Origin of the sequence: Micromonospora haikouensis (assembly GCF_000876225.1) — a bacterium.
GTDB lineage: Bacteria > Actinomycetota > Actinomycetes > Mycobacteriales > Micromonosporaceae > Micromonospora > Micromonospora haikouensis.
The window spans coordinates 2,106,339-2,123,607 of sequence record NZ_JXSX01000001.1 but is presented as its reverse complement, the minus strand read 5'-3'; the positions used below and the strand labels follow the sequence as shown (position 1 = coordinate 2,123,607).

Sequence of the window (17,269 nt, the reverse complement as noted above, 5' to 3'; positions counted from 1 at the left end):
CGTCGCAGCCCTCGGCACAGCGCATCGCACAGCCTGTCCGACGGGAGTCGGGCCTGGGTGAGCGTGCGGCCGGATCACGTCACCAGCCGCTGAAGGCCACCAGGAAGCCGAGCCCGAGCCCGCCGAGGACGAACAGGTAGCCCAAGCCGATGAAGACCAACCGGCGGTGCCGCAACGGCAACGGCAGGAACCCGGCGAGAGCGAGCAGCACCCCGAGCACGGCACCGCCGGTCGGTGCGAGCACCACCAACTCACCGGCTGACCCGCAGATCATCAGCCCCTCGGTGCCTTCGGTGCCGCAGGCGTCTGCGGCCATCGGCAGCAACATCCCGACCAGTGCCACGACCAGGGCGAGCACGACCAGCAGCACGACCGCGACCACGGCGGCGGCGGTGGCCGCCACACTCCCCGGGCGGGCCCCCGTTGCACCCGGGCGGGTGCCCGCCGACAGCGGGGCATAGCCCTGGGGACCGCCCGGCACCACCATGTTCGTCCTCCTGCTTGTCGCAAACCCCGGCCTGCCGACGTTGCCTGGGAGCTCCCCGGGGTGGCTGGCGCGGGCACGAGCGTAGGCCGCCGGCAACGGCCCGGCAACGGCTGACCAGGCGAAGTGTCGGCACCGACCAGCGGGGTGCGTTCCCGGGGTCCGCGCGACGGTGTCGCCAGCGTTGTCGGCTGCGGTGACGCGCCGCCGGCCGGTGTCGCCAGGCGCTGTCAGGCGTCGGCGCGCAGGACGAAGGCGTCCAGTTCCTCGCCGCCGTACCAGTCGGTGCGCCGGCCCACGTACGCCATGCCGAGCCGCCGGGCGACCGCCGCCGACGCCGAGTTGCCCGGCGCGACCACCGCCCACACCTGCGGGGTGCCCGTCGCCAACTCCCGGGCCACCAGGGCGCGGGCCGCCTCGGTGGCGTACCCGTGGCCCCACGAGTCGGGGTGCAGGTGCCAGCCGACCTCGATGTCGGTGGTCGGCACGCGCTCGTCGCGGCCCGGCAGCGGCTTGAGCAGCACCGTCCCGACGACCCGCCCGTCGGCGAGCGTCTCGATCGCCCAGGTGCCGTACCGGTCGCCGTGGGCGGCGTGCCGCTCCCGCCACCAAGCGAGCCGGTCGGCGCTGAGGCGTTCCGTGGTGAGCACGGTCATGACGCGGGATCGTAATGCGTACCGGGGAGCGGGGCGGGGAAGAAGGTCGCGGTGGCAGACGGATGGCAGCGGACGAAGCGGATCATCAGCGCCGCGTTCCGGCCGGTACGCGGGCGGGACCTGTCGCTGCACGCCGCCGCCATCACGTTCTACGGGTCGATCGCCGTGGTGCCCGTGGCGCTGCTGGCCATCTGGACGACGGGGCTGGTCGCCGGGGCGGACCGGGTGCGCCGGCTCACCTCGTACGCCATCGAGACGCTGCCCACCGACATCGGCGCGCACCGGGCGGTGGCCGCGCTGCTGGAGGCCGGGCTCGGCCTGACCCCGGCGCTGGCCCTGGCCTCGCTGCTGCCGGCGTCGCTGTACGGCGAGGGGCTGCGCCGGGCGTTCGTGTCGGTGGCCGCCCCGCGCGAGCCGGGCGGGTCGCTGGTCGGCTGGCGGGGCCGGCTGCTGCTGCTCCCGCTGCTCGCGCCCGCCCCCGCGCTGCTGCTGTCGATCCTGCTGGCGCTGCCGGTGACGACCCACCTGGTGCGCCAGGGCGGCTGGCGGGGCGCGCTCGGCGTGGTGCTGTCGTTCCTCGGCGTCTGGCTGGTGCTCACCCCGGTGCTGATGTGGGTGTTCCGGGTGGTGGGGCCGGCGTCGCCGGACTTCCTGTCGACGCTGGCGATCGGGTCGTTCACGGCGGCGAACCTGTCCGGCTTCCTGCACGGCTTCGTGCTGTTCGCCTCGCTGCCGCTCGACCTCGGGGTGCCGTTCGGCGGTTTCGACGCGATCGGCGGCGGGGTGGCGGTGCTGCTGTGGCTCTATTTCTTCCACGTGATCGTGCTGGCCGGCTATTCGGCGACGCTCGCCCTATCGGACTGGCGGTCCCGCCGCGCCGCCACACGATGAGCACGCGCGGGGGCGCGGCGGGCCTCCCGCCCGGGTGTCGCTGGGCCAGGGTGTCGCTAGGGGCGGTCGAGCACGCCCGCCCGGGTCGCCCCGACGAAGCCCGCCCAGGCCGCCGGGACGAAGCTCAGCGCCGGGCCCTGCCGGTCCTTGCTGTCGCGCACGCCCACCGCGTCGGCGAACGCCGCCACCTCGACGCAGTTGCCCTCCCCGCCGGAGCGGGTGGACGTGCGCCACACACCGTCACGCTGCACTGGACATCTCCTTCGCCATCGATGCGATCAGCTCGCGGGACTCGGCCCCGCTCAGCGCCCGCTCGGCGAGCGAGCGCCAGGCCTCCTCGTACGTCTCGATCTCGTGCGGCCTGTCCAGGTAGACCGCGCCGCACGGCCCGTCGGAGTAGATGGTGGTCGGCTCGGGCTCCCGCACCTGCTGCGGGAAGTCGAGCATGGTGAAGGTGCCCGCCTGCGACCAGCGGAACAGCCCGGCGTCCAGCGGCAACACCCGGACGCTGACGTTGTGCTGCTCGCCCGTCACCGTCAGGGCGTCGAGCTGGCGGGCCATCGCCGCCCGGTCGCGCAGCGGCCGGCGCAGCACCGCCTCGCTGAGGATCACGTCGAGCTGCGGCGCCCGGGGGATCGCCCGGACGAGCAGCCGCTGCCGGCGCAGCCGCACGTCCGCCTTCGCCCGGCGCTCCGCCTCGCTCAACTGCGGGCAGTCGGTGGCGATCACCTCGGTCATGTACTCGACGGTCTGCAACAGCCCCGGCACCAGGTTGACCTCATGGTGCCGGATCCGCGTCGCGGCGGACTCCAGGCCGACGTACAGCTTGAACCAGTCCTTGATCGCCTCCCCGTAGCTGTGCCACCAGCCGTGCGCCTTGGTCTCCCGGGCCAGGGCGCGCATGGTGTCGATGGTCTCGCGGGACGCGCCGTAGACCCGGCACATGGCTTCCACGTCGTTCGGGTGCATCGAGACCTGACCCGTCTCGTAGCGCCAGATCCGGGGTGCCGACCATTCGAGTTGCTTGGCCGCCGCCGCGACCGTCACGTATGCGTTCTCGCGAAGCTCCCTCAGATATCTGCCGAGCTGCCTACGCGGGACGGTGCTGCCCGAGTCGTCCACGTCATCCCCTTATCTGTCGTCGCGTAAGGCACCTCATCCCTTGGTCCGCATTCTTCTCTGAAGCATTGCTCACCGCCAGCAACGAAACGAGCATCATCAGTGACCACCGCTTCGCGGCGTGGTCCCCCCGAGGGGGCAGGAGCCTCCCCCGACCTCATCCCGGCTCCTGCCCCCACCCCCATGAACCGACCCGACCCGGAGGCGCACGTGGGCATCCCCGGAAGACGCCGCACCGACCGGCCCGTGCCGCTGGGCCCGACGCACCGCCGCGACTGGTCCCGCTGGGGGCGGCACTGCGTGTGCGGCCTGCGCTGGCCCTGCCCCGACCGCATGCTGTGCCGGCCCGGCCCTGAGCGGCAGGCGGGCAGGCGGTGCACCGGCCGCGCCGCCCCGACCGTGCCGGCGACCGCGCTGTTGGCGGCCCCGGCGACCGCGCCGCACCGGGCCGCCGGGCCCCTGCGACGGGGCGGGCGACGGCCATGAGCAGCGGGTACGGGGTTTCGCTGGCCGAACTGCGTCGGCACGTGGCGGCCCGCCCGACGTGGCGGTGTCGGGTGTGTGCTGCGCCGTGGCCCTGCCAGCCTGCGAAGCTCTGCCTACGCGCCGAGTACGCGCGCGACCGGGTCAGGCTGGCGATCTACCTGTGCGTGCTGATGCACGACGCGATCGCCGACCGGCTGCGCACCCATCCGAAGGAGGTGGATCCGGCGGACTACTTCGCCCGCTTCATCGGCTGGACCCGCCACTGACCGCCCAAGAAGCGGAACACAGCAAGGTCCAGGGTCTGCAACAAGTTGTCGCCGAGCCACACGTTGCGATCACCCCGCACGTTACCTGGCCACGCTAAGCGCATGACGTGTCCACCCAGACCGCCACCGACGTCGACCTCAAGCCGCATTGCTTGCTCACCACCGGCTCAACTCACCGACTCAGACACCACCCTTTTCACCAACACTTTTAGCCGCATCCCAGAGAACCCAATGAAGCAGTCGATCGCGATCGACTGCGGCAGCGTTACGCAAGCTTTGGAACTCATCTATCGCCACGTCAAGGCGGGAGTAATGCAGCTCGACCCGCTCAACGCCGGATGCTTTCGTGGGATTCTTGACCGCCGCCACAACGCACATCCAACACGGCACAGGAGACGACTCTTGAAGGTAGGGCAGGAGATAGTAGCACCAGCCCTCTTGGACCACGAGACCGCTGCCCTTACGACTTAATCCAGAGCTTTTGGCGGCATCGACAAGCGTGGACATCTCACGTGACGAGACCTCCTTGGCAACCCGGGGAACAGGCCATCCGAAGCGCGACCTGATCACACCTTCACGCCACAGCCTCCTCATCACGATCACCCCTCCGACACGGCCACATACTCAAGGAACATCAAATATCACCGAACAACCAGAAATTCAGTGTCGGGCGTGATCTCCTTGAAGAATGGATCATTCATTCTCCGCAGAGCTTCCCCAATTCTGTGGTTTCCATTAACAACCGTACGACCATCAAGCACCACACTTCCTCCCAACTCATCTGGGTTGTTGATCGAATCAATCAACTGCCGATCAGACATTCCTCGCACTTGCGAGACCTTCACCTGATCCCCATAGTCAGGAAGCTCAACTCCCTCCAGGTCACGAAGCCTAACTGGAGTACGACTCGCCCGCATAGCCTCGTCGGCCGCTTCTGCAGCAGAAGGCTTCTTACTGAAGAACTTGCTGAAGAATCCACCCCCTCCCGGGGGGCAGTTGTGCACGAGGACAGACTCGCTACCCGCCACCACATAGTACGTGTGGGTGTTGGCGATGGTCAGGTTGTGGACGGTGGCCCAGGTGGTGAGATGTCGTTGAACCGCGGTGATCTGGACGCGGGTGCCGGCGCTGGTCTGGAGCCACTGGCCAACCTGGAGGTCGGTGGCGTCGATCCACTGCCGTAGTTCGGGCACCCAGAAGGGGTGTCCATCGGTCGCGGTGATCTTGCTGGCGCCGTCGCCACCGCCCCCGTCGCTGGTACTCGGGGCGTCGCTGGTGGTGATGGTGACGAGGTGTTTGGCACCGGTGCCGGTGATGGTGGCGGTGACCGTCTCGACCTCGGTCTCGCCGGTGTCGGCGTTGGTGGCGAGGACCTTGTCGCCGGGTTCGATGTCCTCGATGGGCTTGGTGGTGCCGTCGGCCATCAGGACCTTGGTGCCGGGGATAAAGCTGTTGCCGTCGGTGGGGCAGCCACCGCCGTCGGCTTTGCCGGAGCCGCCGCCACCGCTGGAGCCACCGCTGGACCGGTTGGAACCGCCCGAGCTGCCGCCGGGTTTGGAGCCCGTTGACTTTCCGCCGCCACTGTTCCTGGTGGTGGCTGCGGTGGAGCCCTTGGGATTGGCGCGGGCCTGAGCCTGCTTCTGGACGGGGTTGCCGGTCTTCTTGGCCTGTTCGGTGGCGCGATTGCTGACCGTGTTGACCTTGTCCTGAACCTTCTTCTTCGCAGCTTGGGCCGCCTGCTTGGCGCGTTCGATGGCAAGTTTCTTGGCGTTGAGGGCGGCCGTTTCGGCGGCCTTGGCAGCGCGCAGGACGTTCTCGGCGGCGCGTTTGGCGTTCTGGAGGGCACGGATGGCGCTGAAGGTGCGTTTCACCGCGCTGGCGATCTTCAGCGCGCTCCTGGCGGCCTTCCAGCCGGGGTTCAGGCTGGTGACAAGGTCGATGCAGGACCAGACGCTGCCGCCGAAGCAGCCGAGGGCGGCGTTGATGCCGAGGAAGTCCTTCAGGACGTCCCAGGCGACGGACAGGATGACCGAGGTGACGGACTTGCCCATGATGGCCTGGGCGTCGGCGACCTGGGCCGCGGACAGGCCCGCGCCGGCGAGGGCGGCGGCGGTCTCCGAGGGGGTCAGGGAGATGGACAACCCGGAGGGGTCGGTGTGGGTGGCCGGGTTGTTGTGGGCGTACGTGTAGCCGTTGGACTGCAACGGGTCGGCGGTGTCCAGCACCGGGTCGGCGGAGAGGAACCGGCCCACGCTGGGGTCGTAGAGGCGGGCACCCAACGGCACGTACCCGGAGGGGTCGTCACGGTTGGCCCCGAGGAACCCGGTCGGGGTCTGCATGTTGGCGGCCAGGGCGGCGGTGCCGCGCTGGTTGCCGAACGGGTCCTGCTTGCGGATCCGGGTGGTCATGTTGCCGTCGAGGGTCACCTCGGCGTACGGGGTGCCCTGGTGGTCGCCGACGACGGCGGCGAGGGCGGACGGGTTGGTGCCGTGGGCGTAGCGCAGCACCGACCCGCCCGGGGCCGCATAGGAGCGCTGGCTGCTCACCAGCGCGCCGCCCTGCTGCGTGGTCACCTGTGACTCGCCCAGGTGCAGGGTGGCCTGCCGGCCCTGCACGGTCAGCAGCCGTGAGCCGCCCGGCCCGTAGATGTGCCGCGTCTCGTTCTGCGCCTGCCACTGCTGCGCCGCCGCCCCGCCCGCGCACGCGGCCAGGACGATCGGGGTGCCGTCGGCGGTGGCCGCAACGTGCACCGCCAGGCACAGCCCCGACGAGGTGTGCCGGAGCTGCCCGGTGGACAGACGCTCCACCCGCTGGTCGGTGCCACCGTCACAGGCGCGGATCTGCGCCGCCGACCCGGCCGTCGTGCCGGTGGGCTGCACGCACCACGTGTCGTAGATGGACAGGGTGCCCAGGTTGGGGTCGGGCTGCCCGCCGGCCGGGGTGAACGCCCACTTCTGCGCCACCGTGTCGTTGCAGGCGAACAACTGCACCGGCTGACCGGCCGCCGCGCGACCGGCGTTCAGGTCCAGACACTTGCCGCCCAGGCCCACGTACGGGGTCCGCCCCTTGCTGCCCTGCCCGGTGATCCGCTCCACCTGACCGTCGTACGTCCAGGTCAGGGTCTGCTCGTCGCCGTTCTGCACCGAGGTGACCGACTTCGTCTCGCCGGTCAGCTCGTACAGCCGCTGGGCGGCGGCGGTGATCGCGGCGCCGGCCGGAGTGACGTAGTTCTTCGTGACCGTGGTGAGGGTGCGCGGCTGGCTGCCGTCGGCCTTGCCGTAGGCGTAGGTGGTGGTGGCGTCCTTGGCGGTGTCGCCGGTGAGGTCCTTCTCCACCAGCTTCGTGCGGTTGCCGAGCAGGTCGTAGTCGTACTCCTGCCAGTAGCCGGAGCCGTCCGCGCCGGCCGCCACGTTGAGCACGCCGCCGGTGCCCGCCGGGCCGGGCGCGCAGGATGCCTGGTCGGCGGCGGTCCACGCCCGCTTGAGCTGGCCGAGCGCGTCGTACTGGAAGCACTGCCGTTCCTGGATGCCGCCGGCCTGCTCGCGGATGGCGAGGACGTTGCCGGCGTTGTCGTACCAGTAGTGGCGGTTCGACACCAGGTTGCCGCCCACGACGCCGGTGTCGCCGGCCTTCTCGCGGTAGACCTGCTGGCTGGTCAGGGCGCCGCTGGCGTCGTCGTAGGAGGCCAGCGCCCAGACCCGGTGCGGCTGCGCGCCGAGCGTCGAGCGCAACACCTGGCCGTACGGCGAGTAGACCGTCTCCGCGCCGTACCAGTCCTTGCCGGAGACCGACAGGGGCAGGCCGTCCTTGGTGTAGCGGACCAGCACCTTCTCGCTGGGCAGCGCCCCGACGCCGGGCAGCACGGTCGACTCGGGCATTCCCGTGTCGGTGTAGGTGTAGCCGTACGTGTAGGAGGTTTGCAGCCCCCAGGTGCTGGCGATGGTCGCGGGCAGCGTCAGCGTCGTCGACGTCGGCTGGTAGTCGTCGGTGTAGCCGCCGATGCTCTGGGTGTACGGCAGCCCGTCGGTGTAGCGGGTGGCCGTCGCCGGCAGGCCCTTCCCGCCGGGCACCGTGTCGTAGGTGTACTCGCCGAGCAGGGTGCCGCCGCTGCCGCCGAGCCGCTGCTGGACGGGGCGGGACAGCTCGTCGTAGCCGTTCCACACCGTCACGCCCCGGGCGTTGGTGCTGGTGACCTGCCGGTCCCGGTGGTCGTAGGTGAGGGTGGTGACGCCGGTGTCCGGGTCGGTGGCGCTGACCGGCCTGCCCCGGTGGTCGTAGCTCCAGGTCCACTCCTTCGGGTTCTCGGAGTGGGTGGCCCGCGTCAGTTGGCCCTGCGGGTCGTACTGGTAGCGCATGGAGACGAAGGCGCTGCGGTCGCCCTTGGTGTAGGTGTCGACCCGCGCGGTGCGGCCCAGGGCGTCGGTGAACAGCCGGTACGAGGCCGCGCCCGCCGGGTTGAGCACGGTGGAGTGGTCGGCGCCGTACTCGTAACGGGTGGACCGCAGCGGCACCTCGACGCCGTTGTGGACGGGCATCTCCTCGACGACCCGCCCGAGCCCGTCGTACGTGTAACGGGTGGCGTTGGGCACGGCGGTGTCGGCGGCCGGGGTGAACAGGGTGCCGCTCGGGTTGCCGTCGGCGTAGTAGGCGTTGCGGGTCTGCCCCACCTCGCCGGCCCGGTTGTAGAGGGTGTCGGTGATCAGCCGTCCGCCGCCGACGGCCTCCTGCTGGCTCTGCCGTTCCCGGCCCAGGCCGTCGTAGATGGTGACCGCGGTCTCCACCCGGTTCTCGTGGCTGCGGGCCTTCGTGGTGACGTACGGGGGCTTGCCGGCCTCGATGGTGTACTCGGCCCGGAAGTCGGGGATCGCCCCGGCCGACGGGGTACGGCCGGCGGCCCACGCCTCGACGAGGCGGCCCAGGGCGTCGAACTTCGACTCGCTGACCCGGTCGTTGAGGTCGGTGCTGCGCACCACGACCCCGCGACCGGGATCGAACTCCTGGATCTGCCGGTGGTTGAGGGAGTTCTTCTCCTCGATCTGGAAGGGCTGGCCCGTGGTCGGGGTGTAGGTGGTCGTGGAGGTCTTCAGGTCGGGGTCGGTGCGTGAGACGACCCGGCCGAGGGCGTCGAAGCCGACGGTGCCGTCGGACTGGAAGCCGGAGCCGTCGCCCTTGAGCGACCAGGTCTGGGTGACCAGGGCGCGGGTGTTCGCCGTTAGGGCGGTCCCGTATGCCGCGCCGTCGTACGCGATGCGGCTGGCGGAACTCAGCGACGCCAGGTTCGTCCAGGTGGCGGCGGCGCAGGTGGTGGGGCTGGTCAGCATCTGCTGCGTCAGGCCGACCAGGTTCCGGTCGAGCCGGTGCAGGTAGGTGAGCTGGGTGCACGTCTCGTCGCCGGTCTTGCCGGTGTCACCCAGCGACTCGATCTGCGTCGGCAGGCCATGCGTGGCGTCGTAGCTGGTCTTCGTCTCGACCTTCCGGCTGGTGCGGGTGTCGTCGCCGGTGCCGGAGGAGCGGCTGTGCGCGACCACCCGGGATTCGGTGACCCGCCAGGCGCGCAGCGGGCTGAGCCCGTCGTCCCGGTTGCGCCGGCCGAGTTCCTCGGCCTCCGGGTAGGTGACGCTGCGGGTGAGCCAGTCGCCGGCCGCGGCGTCGGCGGTGGAATAGGTGAGTTCCTCGGCGATGCGGCCGGCGAACGGCTCGCGGTCCTTGGCGATCTCCTGGCCGGCGGCGTCCTCGACGGACACGTCGTCGCCCATGCCCCGGAAGTAGCGGGTGACGGACTTGGTCGCCACGCTGCCATCGCCGTGGTCCGCGTCGGTCTCGCCGGTGCGGACGGTGACCTGCGCGAAGCCGGCAAACTGCGAGTACGTCCGGGCCGACTTCTTGGTGAATTCCTGCTCGGCGAGCTTCCATCCCGGGTCGGCGTAGGTGTAGCGGGTGAGGGTGCTGACCGCCGGGCCGTCGATGGCGGGGAGTTCCTCGACGCTGTCCACCACGTACTTGTGGAACCAGTCGATCTCTTCGGCGCTGGGGTCGGGGTGCCAGAAGGACGGGTAGCAGAGCCGGTTGTTGTTCTTCAGCGCGGTGGTGTCCGTCTTGCCGGGCAGTCCGGTGCCGGTGGCGCAGTCGCCCGTCGGCTGCTTGTAGCTGACGACGGTCTCGCCACCGTACTCGTTGATGATGCGGGCGATGCGCAGCCGGGAGAAACCGGGGCGGTCGTCGTTGCGCACCCGGTTCGGCATGTCCTCGGGGTTGGCCTCGAAGCGCACCGGGTTCAGGGTGATCTTGTCGGTGCCGCCGGTGGGCCCGTACCCGGTCCGGGTGATCGACTCCAGCCAGAGCGCGGTGTTCGGCCCGGTCCGGGTGGTGGGGAACGCCTGCGCGAGCTGGTACTCGTCGACCACCTGACGCGCGGTGTTGCCGGGCTGCCGCTGCGCCGAGGTGGTGATCTTGTCGAGCCGCTTGCGGGTGAAGAAGGACGGGGAGGCGTTCCAGCACTTCTTGTCGTCGCCGCAGCGCAGGTCGGCCGGGGTGTCGTACCAGATGCGGTACTTGGCGGGGTCGCTGCTGGTGAAGTTGGCCTCGGTGCAGGTGACGGTGCCCTCGGCGAAGCACCGTTCCGCCACCGTGAAGGTGATCTGGGCGGCCGGGGCGGCGGAGAAGATGGTGTTGGCGCGCTGCCCGTAGTCGATCCGGGTGAGATAGCCGCCCCGGTCGTACGGGACGGGGGACTTGAAGTTGAAGTTGCGGGCGTAGTGGTTGGTCTCCTTGGCCCACCACAGGCTCATCGCGTTGCCGTGGACGTCCTCGACGTAGTCCAGCGACCAGCGCCAGGCCTGGGTGCAGACCGAGCCGGCCCAGTTGCCCGACTGGTAGCAGTCCTCGCCCGCGTGGTTGCCGTAGACCGGGACGGTCAGCACCGAGTTGGTGACCGGGTCCCCGGTGGACCAGCCGGGGAGGCGGTGCAGCCCGAAGTGGTGACGGGTGCCGTCGCGGGTGGTGACGATCCAGTACTCACCGTCGGCGTCACCGTTCGCCTTGCCGGTGTCCTTGACCAGCTCCACCCGGGAGCCGTCGCCGTTGGCGGTGAACCAGGTGTTCTCGTCCGCGTCCCAGACCAGTTCGGTGGTCATGCCACCGAGGGAGAGGGTGGCGTTGTCGGAGCCCCAGCAGAGGTCGCCGGTGCGGTGCGTGGCATTGTTCGCACCGGACTTCTTCGAGTCCTGGGTGCAGTTGGCGTAGCTACGGGTGATGGACCCGGCGCTGTAGTCCCAGCCGTCGCCGATCCAGGATGCCTGGTTGTTGGTGGCCGAGGTCCGGCCGTCGACCGACTGCGAGGAGTAGCCCAGGTTCACCCGGGGCATCAGGCCGCCGGCGGTCTCCGGCACCTGCACCTGGTAGCCGTAGGTAAACGCGCCGGAGGAGGCACCGGCCGCCCACGAACCGGAGGACAGCAGCGGGGTGGCCGTGAAGTCGCCGCCGGCTGAGGCCCCGGTGTCGAGCACGCCGACGACCCCGGCGCCGGCGGCGCTCGCCGCGCTGCGCGCGCTGGCGGAACCGGTCGGCCCGGCGAGCAGCGACCCGATCGAGACGCTGCCGTTGACGATCCGGCGGGTGCCGTCGTCGTCGGTCGCGGTCGGTGCCTCGTCGGCCGGCACCAGCTCCGTCTCGCTGGAGACGGCCGCCCCGGCGTCCGGGCCGGGTGCCTGGTAGGGGGCGAACGACGGGGGCGGCGCGGCACCCGTGTCGGGGGCGCAATCCCCGCCGTCCGGGTCGTCGTAGACGCAGCTGGGCAGGAGCACCAGGCCGAACCGGTCGGCGGCCTGCGGGCCGTACAGGTCGGCGAAGGGCGTGTAGTCGACGGTGAGGGCCACCTCCGCGTCCGGGTCGGCGGTCACCGGCGGGGTGATCTTCATGATCAGGCCGGGGGCCCCGACGGCCTGGGACGCCTCCGGGCCGGAAAGGTCGACCTTCCAGGTGCCGGCCAGGTCGGCCGGGTCGCCGCCCTCGGGTACGCCGAGGGCGACCGGCAGGTCCTCGACCGGCAGCGGAGTGCCGGGGGTGGCGGCCGTCAGGTCCACCTCGCCGCTGTCCTGCTGCCACGGGGTGACCGCCTGCGGCTCGTACGGGTCCACCGGCACCTCGTCGGCGGTGGTCAGCTCCGTCTCCGCGTCCGCGTCGTGGTCGACGTGCTTAATGGTGGGGATGTCGGGCAGCTCGACCGGCATCCCGGTTCGGCTCATCCCGGCACCCGGCACCGCCCACGCCTGCGCGGGCGCGAGCGCCACCAGCAGGTTCACCGAGAGTGCCAGCGCCAGGGCCCGACGGGTGGGCGACCACCGCCGGCGGCCCGTGACCGGTCGGGCGGGTCGGCCGGGACGCCGTCGGGACAGCAATCCGGTACCAGGCATACGTCGGCTCCCACCCAGGCGCGAAGACGGAAGAGATCGCGGTACGACCGCGACGGCACGGCACGCGCCGGGCGTGGCACGCCTGAGCACTGTGGATCAACTCGCGCCCTCACTCAAGGTGACTAGACGTAATCAGAGCGGCGCAGCAGTGATCTCCATCACCGGTCATTCACTCACGAAGGCTGGCAAATGATCCAAGCCCGCCTTGATCGACTGATCGGCACATGCCCTTTACGTTCGGCCAACAAAAGCCACATAGGTCAGATCTCGGTCGTAACTTGTGAGGGCCAGAGAGGCCAGGTCACGGATTCATAACGGCGATGGTGTGACGGGATGCCCACTCACTGTGCGATCGTGTGCCCGCGCTTGCTGCCCCGTGGCCCTCCGCCGGACGGGATCGCTCGTCGTTGCCGCCGCCCTGTCCGCCCGGCCCCCACGGGAGTAGACCGCCGTGACCGTGCCTCGCCTGCTCAGCCCCTTCGTGCGTACGCGTACCCGGCAGCTCTGCACCCTGGGCTTCATGCTGGTCGCGCTCCTCGTGGCCGGGCTGCCGTACTGGCTACGCGCCGACGACAGCCGGCCCTCCCGACCGCAGCGGGCCACCGAGGCCGCGCCGGTTGACACCGCCGGCCGGGACTACGCGGCCGCGATGGCCGAAGCCCGGCGCACCGGTCAGGAGGTGCCGGTCGACACCGCCACCACCGCCACCTCGCTCACCTGGGCGCGCCCGGACAGCAAGCTCCGCACCACCTTCCACGCCGTGCCCCAGCGCGCGAAGACCGCCTCCGGGCAGTGGGCCCCGATCGACACCACCCTCGCCCGGGCCGGCAACACCCCCGCCGGGCTCGATGTCACGCCGGCCAACGCGCCGGTGCCGGTCCGCTTCTCCGCCGGTAGCCCCCCGGCGGCGAAGCGCGGCGGGCAGTCGAGCGGGAGCGGCACCAACTCCCTGCGGCTCGCCCCGGCCGCCCAGCCCGGAAGTCCCGCCGAGACCGCCCTCGCCGAGGTGCAGATCGACGGCCACACGATCACGTACCTGTGGCCCGGCCTCCTGCCGGAACCGGTGCTGGACGGGCCCCGCGCGCTCTACCCCGAGGTGTTGCCCGGCGTCGACCTGCTCGTCGTCGCCCGCGAAGAGGGCGGGTTCGGGCAACTGCTGATCGTCAAGAACCGCAACGCCGCCACCCTCGACGCCGTCGACACCCTGACCTACGGGCTGCGGTCCGCGACGGCCGTCTTCCGCCACCAGCAGCCCACCAACGGGGTACAGATCCTCGACCCCGTCAGCGGTGCGGAGATCGGCTCCATCCCCAGCCCGTTCGCCTGGGACTCCGCCGGCCGGGAACCCACCTCCCCCGAGACGCCGCTGCGCACGGCAGTGGACACCAGCGCCGACGTGCTACAGCTCTCCGGCCTCAGCGGCGCCGAGCCCGGTTCCCGTCAGGGCCCGATGCCCACCCGACTCGACGGTGAGGACACCGGCGAGGCCCGGTTGCACCTGGACGCCGCCGCCACTGGCCTGCTCACCGATCCCGAGGCGCTCTTCCCGCTCTTCCTCGATCCGACCCTCAAGACGGGGCTGCAGTCCTGGGCCACCGTCTACAAGCAGAGCCCGAACACCAACACCTACCACAGCACCAACTTCAACAGCGGCACCTCCGACGCCCGGGTCGGCTATGACGAGGACACTCCCCTGACGACGCGTTCCTTCTGGCGGATGGGCTTCGACAGCAAGATCAAGGGAACGGTGGTCAGCGAGGCCGGCTTCCGGGTGCTGAACAACCACTCCTGGTCCTGCACGGCCCGGGAGATGCAGCTCTGGCTCACCGGCGCCATCTCCTCCAGCAGCACCTGGCAGAAGCAACCGGCCTGGGAGTCCCTGCAGCAGAAGCGGTCCTTCGCCCACGGCTACGGCAGCAGCTGCGACGACGAGTACGTCCGGTTCGACGTGCTGGGCGCGGCCCAGGAGGCCGCCACCAAGGGCTGGGGAAGCATCACCCTCGGCATGCGCGCCACCAGCGAGTCCGACACGCTGACCTGGCGCAAGTTCAAGGCCAACACGGCCGAGCTGGAGGTCGTCCACAACCGTCCCCCGGGTGAGCCGACGGACGGCCGAACCTCGCCCGGCGGCGCTTGCGTGCCCGGCCCCGGCGGCGGCGCCACCATCGCCCGGACCACGATCTCCCTGTCGGCGAAGGCCATCGACCCGGACGGCAACCTCAAGGGGCTGCGCTTCCGCTTCTGGCGGACCGGCACGACGGTGCCCACCGGCACCCTCGTCACCAACTCCAGTGACGGCAAGGCCAGCCTGACGATCCAGGTCAGCAGCCTGGAGGACGGGGTCACCTACTCCTGGGACGTCCGCGCCGAGGACCACTCGAACGCCTCGTCCTCGTACTATCCGCCGGGCACCGAACCGTGCCGCTTCACCATCGACGCCTCCGCGCCGCCGGCACCCGACGTCGCCAGCGACGTGTGGCTGGAGGCGACCCCGGACGGCACCACCTGGTCCACGGTCAAGTTCGGGCAGACCGGCCCGGTCGAGTTCAGCGCGGCCGGTGCCGCCCAGTTCAGCTACTCGTTCGAGAGCATCAACCCGATCACGGTGCCGGCCGTGGGGGGCAAGGCCACCGTGACCGCTCTGGCACCCCGGCACGCGGGACCGAACACCCTGCACGTGTACGCCTTCGACGCGGTCGGCAACCGCAGCGTCCGCACCGACTACACCTTCTACGTGCCGCCCAGCGAGACTGCCGACAAGCCCGGCGACGTCACCGGCGACGACCTGCCCGACCTGCTCCTCGTCGATGCCACGGGCAACCTGCGCACCTACGCGGGCGACGAGGGCGGCGAGTTGTACTCGTGGCTCGCCGCCTCCTACACCACCGGCAACGAGCTGAACCCGCCGGGACACTGGTGGGACGCGGGTGCCGCCAAGGCGGCCCTGATCGCCAAGTACGACGACGCCTACCCGGGCGACGGCATCACCGACCTGTTCGCCCGCACCCCCGACGGCCGATTCTGGCTCTACCCCGGCGACGGATACGGCAGTTTCGACGTCAACCGCCGGCTGCGGGTCCTGCTGCCGCCCGGCGCGCCGGATCCGGGCACCTGGACCCAGATCAAGGCCGTCGGTGACGTCACCGGCGATCAACGGCCGGACCTGGTGGTGCGGGCCGGGACGGCGTTCTGGATGCTCGGTGGCTACACCGGGGCGAGCTTCCAGGAGGCGACCCTGATGGAGGGGTCCGCCTGGGGGCGCCGGGACATCGTCAACGTGGCGGACGTCGACGTCGACGGCACCCCCGACCTGCTCTGGCGCAACCTGGACAACGGCAACATGTACGTCCGCCACGGCCTGCCCGGGGCGGCAGCGGGCAGCGTCGACCTGCACTCGCTCAAGCAGGCCGCCAACTCGCGCGACGGCGACGTCTCCTATGGCACCGGCTGGACGGAGGCGGCGATGAGCTCGGTGATCGCGATCCCGGACGTCAGCGGCGACCAGGTGCCCGACCTCTGGGTCCGGTACGGCTCTGACGGCCAGATCCGGGTCTACCACCCCTCCGCCACGAGTGCCGGCTCCCCGGTGAAGGTCGTGCTGGGCGCGGACTGGAGCACGATGAAGTCCTTCGGCTGATCCACCTGCGGGCGGGCCGGGTCACGTCAGCGACCTCCGGGTATCCGGTGGCGCAGCCGTTCGGAGGGCAATCGTCGGCGGCCCGGCGGCCCGGCGGTCAGAGTCAGGGGGCAGGGGTCAGCGGCGGAAGGGGCCGGCGATCTCGTACGTGATGCCGTCGGAGCCGGTGACCGCCCCGCTGACGCCCCGCTGCGACGAGAAGTAGAGGCGGCTGCCGTCCGGGGAGAAGGCCGGGCCGGTCAGCTCCGAGCCGGACTGCCCGAGCAGGCGCAGGAACGGGGTGACCACGCCGGTCGGGGTGATCATGTTGATCTCCATGTTGCCGCCGTCCTCGGCCACGTACAGGTCGCCGGAGCGGGTGCCGGTGATGTTGTCGACGCCGGTGAGCGGGGCCGCCCCGGCGGGCACCAGCGAGTCGTCGTACGCGAGGTCGAGGCGCTGGTTCGCGGCGTCGTACGCCCAGACCCGGTTGTCGCCCTTGGTGGTGAACCAGCAGGTGCCCCGGTCGTACCAGCAGCCCTCGCCGCCGTCGAAGTGCTGGGCCGCGCCGACCTGGCGGCGGGTGGGCACGGGGAAGCCGTCGCGGTCGGGCACGTCGGCCCAGGTCACCGGGCCGGTCACCTGGCCGGTCGGCGCGCAGAGCACCTGGAGCCGGCCGGTGCGCAGGTCGCCCCAGGTGTCGGGGACGAACCGGTAGAAGCAGCCGTCCTCCTCGTCCTCGGTGAGGTAGACGACGCCCCGGTCGGGGTCGCAGGCGGCGGCCTCGTGGGTGAACCGGCCCATCCGGGTGCGCTCCTCGGCGGCGCGGCTGCCGTCGGGCCAGGTTTCCATGACCCGGCCGAGCGGCGCCTCCTCGCAGGAGAGCCAGGTGCCCCACGGGGTGGCCCCGCCGGCGCAGTTGAGGTTGGTCCCGCCGAGGATCCGGTACGCCGAGGCGATGCTGCCGTCGGCGCGGAACCGCACGGCCGACGTGCCCCCGGCGAGCGGGATCTCGGAGTTGGAGACGTAGATCCAGCCGTCGGGGGCGGGGAAGCACGCGCCGCCGTCGGGGGCCCAGTGCCACAGGTAGGAGGTGCCGGCGACCCGCTGCCCGGAGCGGGCGACCACCCGGCTGGTGAAGCCGGCGGGCAGTTGGATGCCGTTGGCGTCGGCGGCGAGCAGGTCCCCGTACGGGCCGGGGCCGGGCTGGGCTGGCCCGGCGGCGAGGGCCGGCGCGGAGAGGGCGGCGGAGGCCCAGAGGCTGCCACAGAAGGCGGCGGCCCCGCCGGCGACGGTGGCGCGCAGGACGGTACGACGGTCCATCGGTTACCTCCCGGTAG

The 17,269-nt window shown here is 71.1% G+C and carries 9 protein-coding genes and 1 pseudogene; 3 read left to right on the top strand and 7 right to left on the bottom strand.

The window, feature by feature from the left end:
* Positions 1-79 precede the first annotated feature (79 nt).
* Positions 80-487, bottom strand: a complete 408-nt coding sequence (locus TK50_RS09340) for a hypothetical protein (RefSeq protein WP_144420197.1) — start codon at positions 485-487, stop codon at positions 80-82.
* A gap of 227 nt (positions 488-714) precedes the next feature.
* Entirely contained in the window at positions 715-1,140 is a 426-nt protein-coding gene (locus TK50_RS09335; RefSeq protein WP_241773963.1) for a GNAT family N-acetyltransferase, read from the bottom strand.
* 51 nt (positions 1,141-1,191) lie between these two features.
* On the opposite strand from TK50_RS09335, the gene TK50_RS09330 reads away from it, so the two are divergent.
* Complete coding sequence (locus TK50_RS09330) at positions 1,192-2,031, top strand: YhjD/YihY/BrkB family envelope integrity protein (protein ID WP_043962379.1); 840 nt, start codon at positions 1,192-1,194, stop codon at positions 2,029-2,031.
* Between the two features lie 56 nt (positions 2,032-2,087).
* On the opposite strand, the gene TK50_RS09325 is transcribed toward TK50_RS09330, so the two are convergent.
* On the bottom strand, positions 2,088-2,267 hold the full coding sequence (locus tag TK50_RS09325; RefSeq protein ID WP_043962378.1) for a DUF397 domain-containing protein: 180 nt from the start codon (positions 2,265-2,267) through the stop codon (positions 2,088-2,090).
* A gap of 4 nt (positions 2,268-2,271) precedes the next feature.
* Positions 2,272-3,153: a helix-turn-helix domain-containing protein gene (locus tag TK50_RS09320; protein ID WP_043962377.1), complete on the bottom strand. Its 882-nt coding sequence runs from the start codon at positions 3,151-3,153 to the stop codon at positions 2,272-2,274.
* 479 nt (positions 3,154-3,632) lie between these two features.
* On the opposite strand from TK50_RS09320, the gene TK50_RS32865 reads away from it, so the two are divergent.
* The gene (locus TK50_RS32865; protein WP_082106232.1) at positions 3,633-3,902 is read left to right on the top strand and encodes a hypothetical protein; all 270 of its coding nucleotides are present in this window, start codon (positions 3,633-3,635) and stop codon (positions 3,900-3,902) included.
* A 180-nt stretch (positions 3,903-4,082) separates the two neighbouring features.
* Here the strand turns inward: TK50_RS32865 and TK50_RS33590 are convergent, their stop codons facing one another.
* Both TK50_RS33590 and TK50_RS09315 read right to left on the bottom strand, forming a co-directional pair.
* On the bottom strand, positions 4,083-4,409 hold the full coding sequence (locus tag TK50_RS33590) for a hypothetical protein (protein ID WP_144420196.1): 327 nt from the start codon (positions 4,407-4,409) through the stop codon (positions 4,083-4,085).
* 134 nt (positions 4,410-4,543) lie between these two features.
* Positions 4,544-12,313 (bottom strand): ricin-type beta-trefoil lectin domain protein, encoded by a 7,770-nt coding sequence (locus TK50_RS09315; protein ID WP_082106231.1) that lies wholly within the window; start codon positions 12,311-12,313, stop codon positions 4,544-4,546.
* 520 nt (positions 12,314-12,833) lie between these two features.
* On the opposite strand from TK50_RS09315, the pseudogene TK50_RS35690 reads away from it, so the two are divergent.
* A pseudogene (locus TK50_RS35690) lies at positions 12,834-14,369 on the top strand (hypothetical protein); the annotation flags it as partial.
* A gap of 1,698 nt (positions 14,370-16,067) precedes the next feature.
* Here the strand turns inward: TK50_RS35690 and TK50_RS09305 are convergent.
* Positions 16,068-17,252, bottom strand: a complete 1,185-nt coding sequence (locus TK50_RS09305) for an alkaline phosphatase PhoX (RefSeq protein ID WP_043962375.1) — start codon at positions 17,250-17,252, stop codon at positions 16,068-16,070.
* Positions 17,253-17,269: the final 17 nt, after the last annotated feature.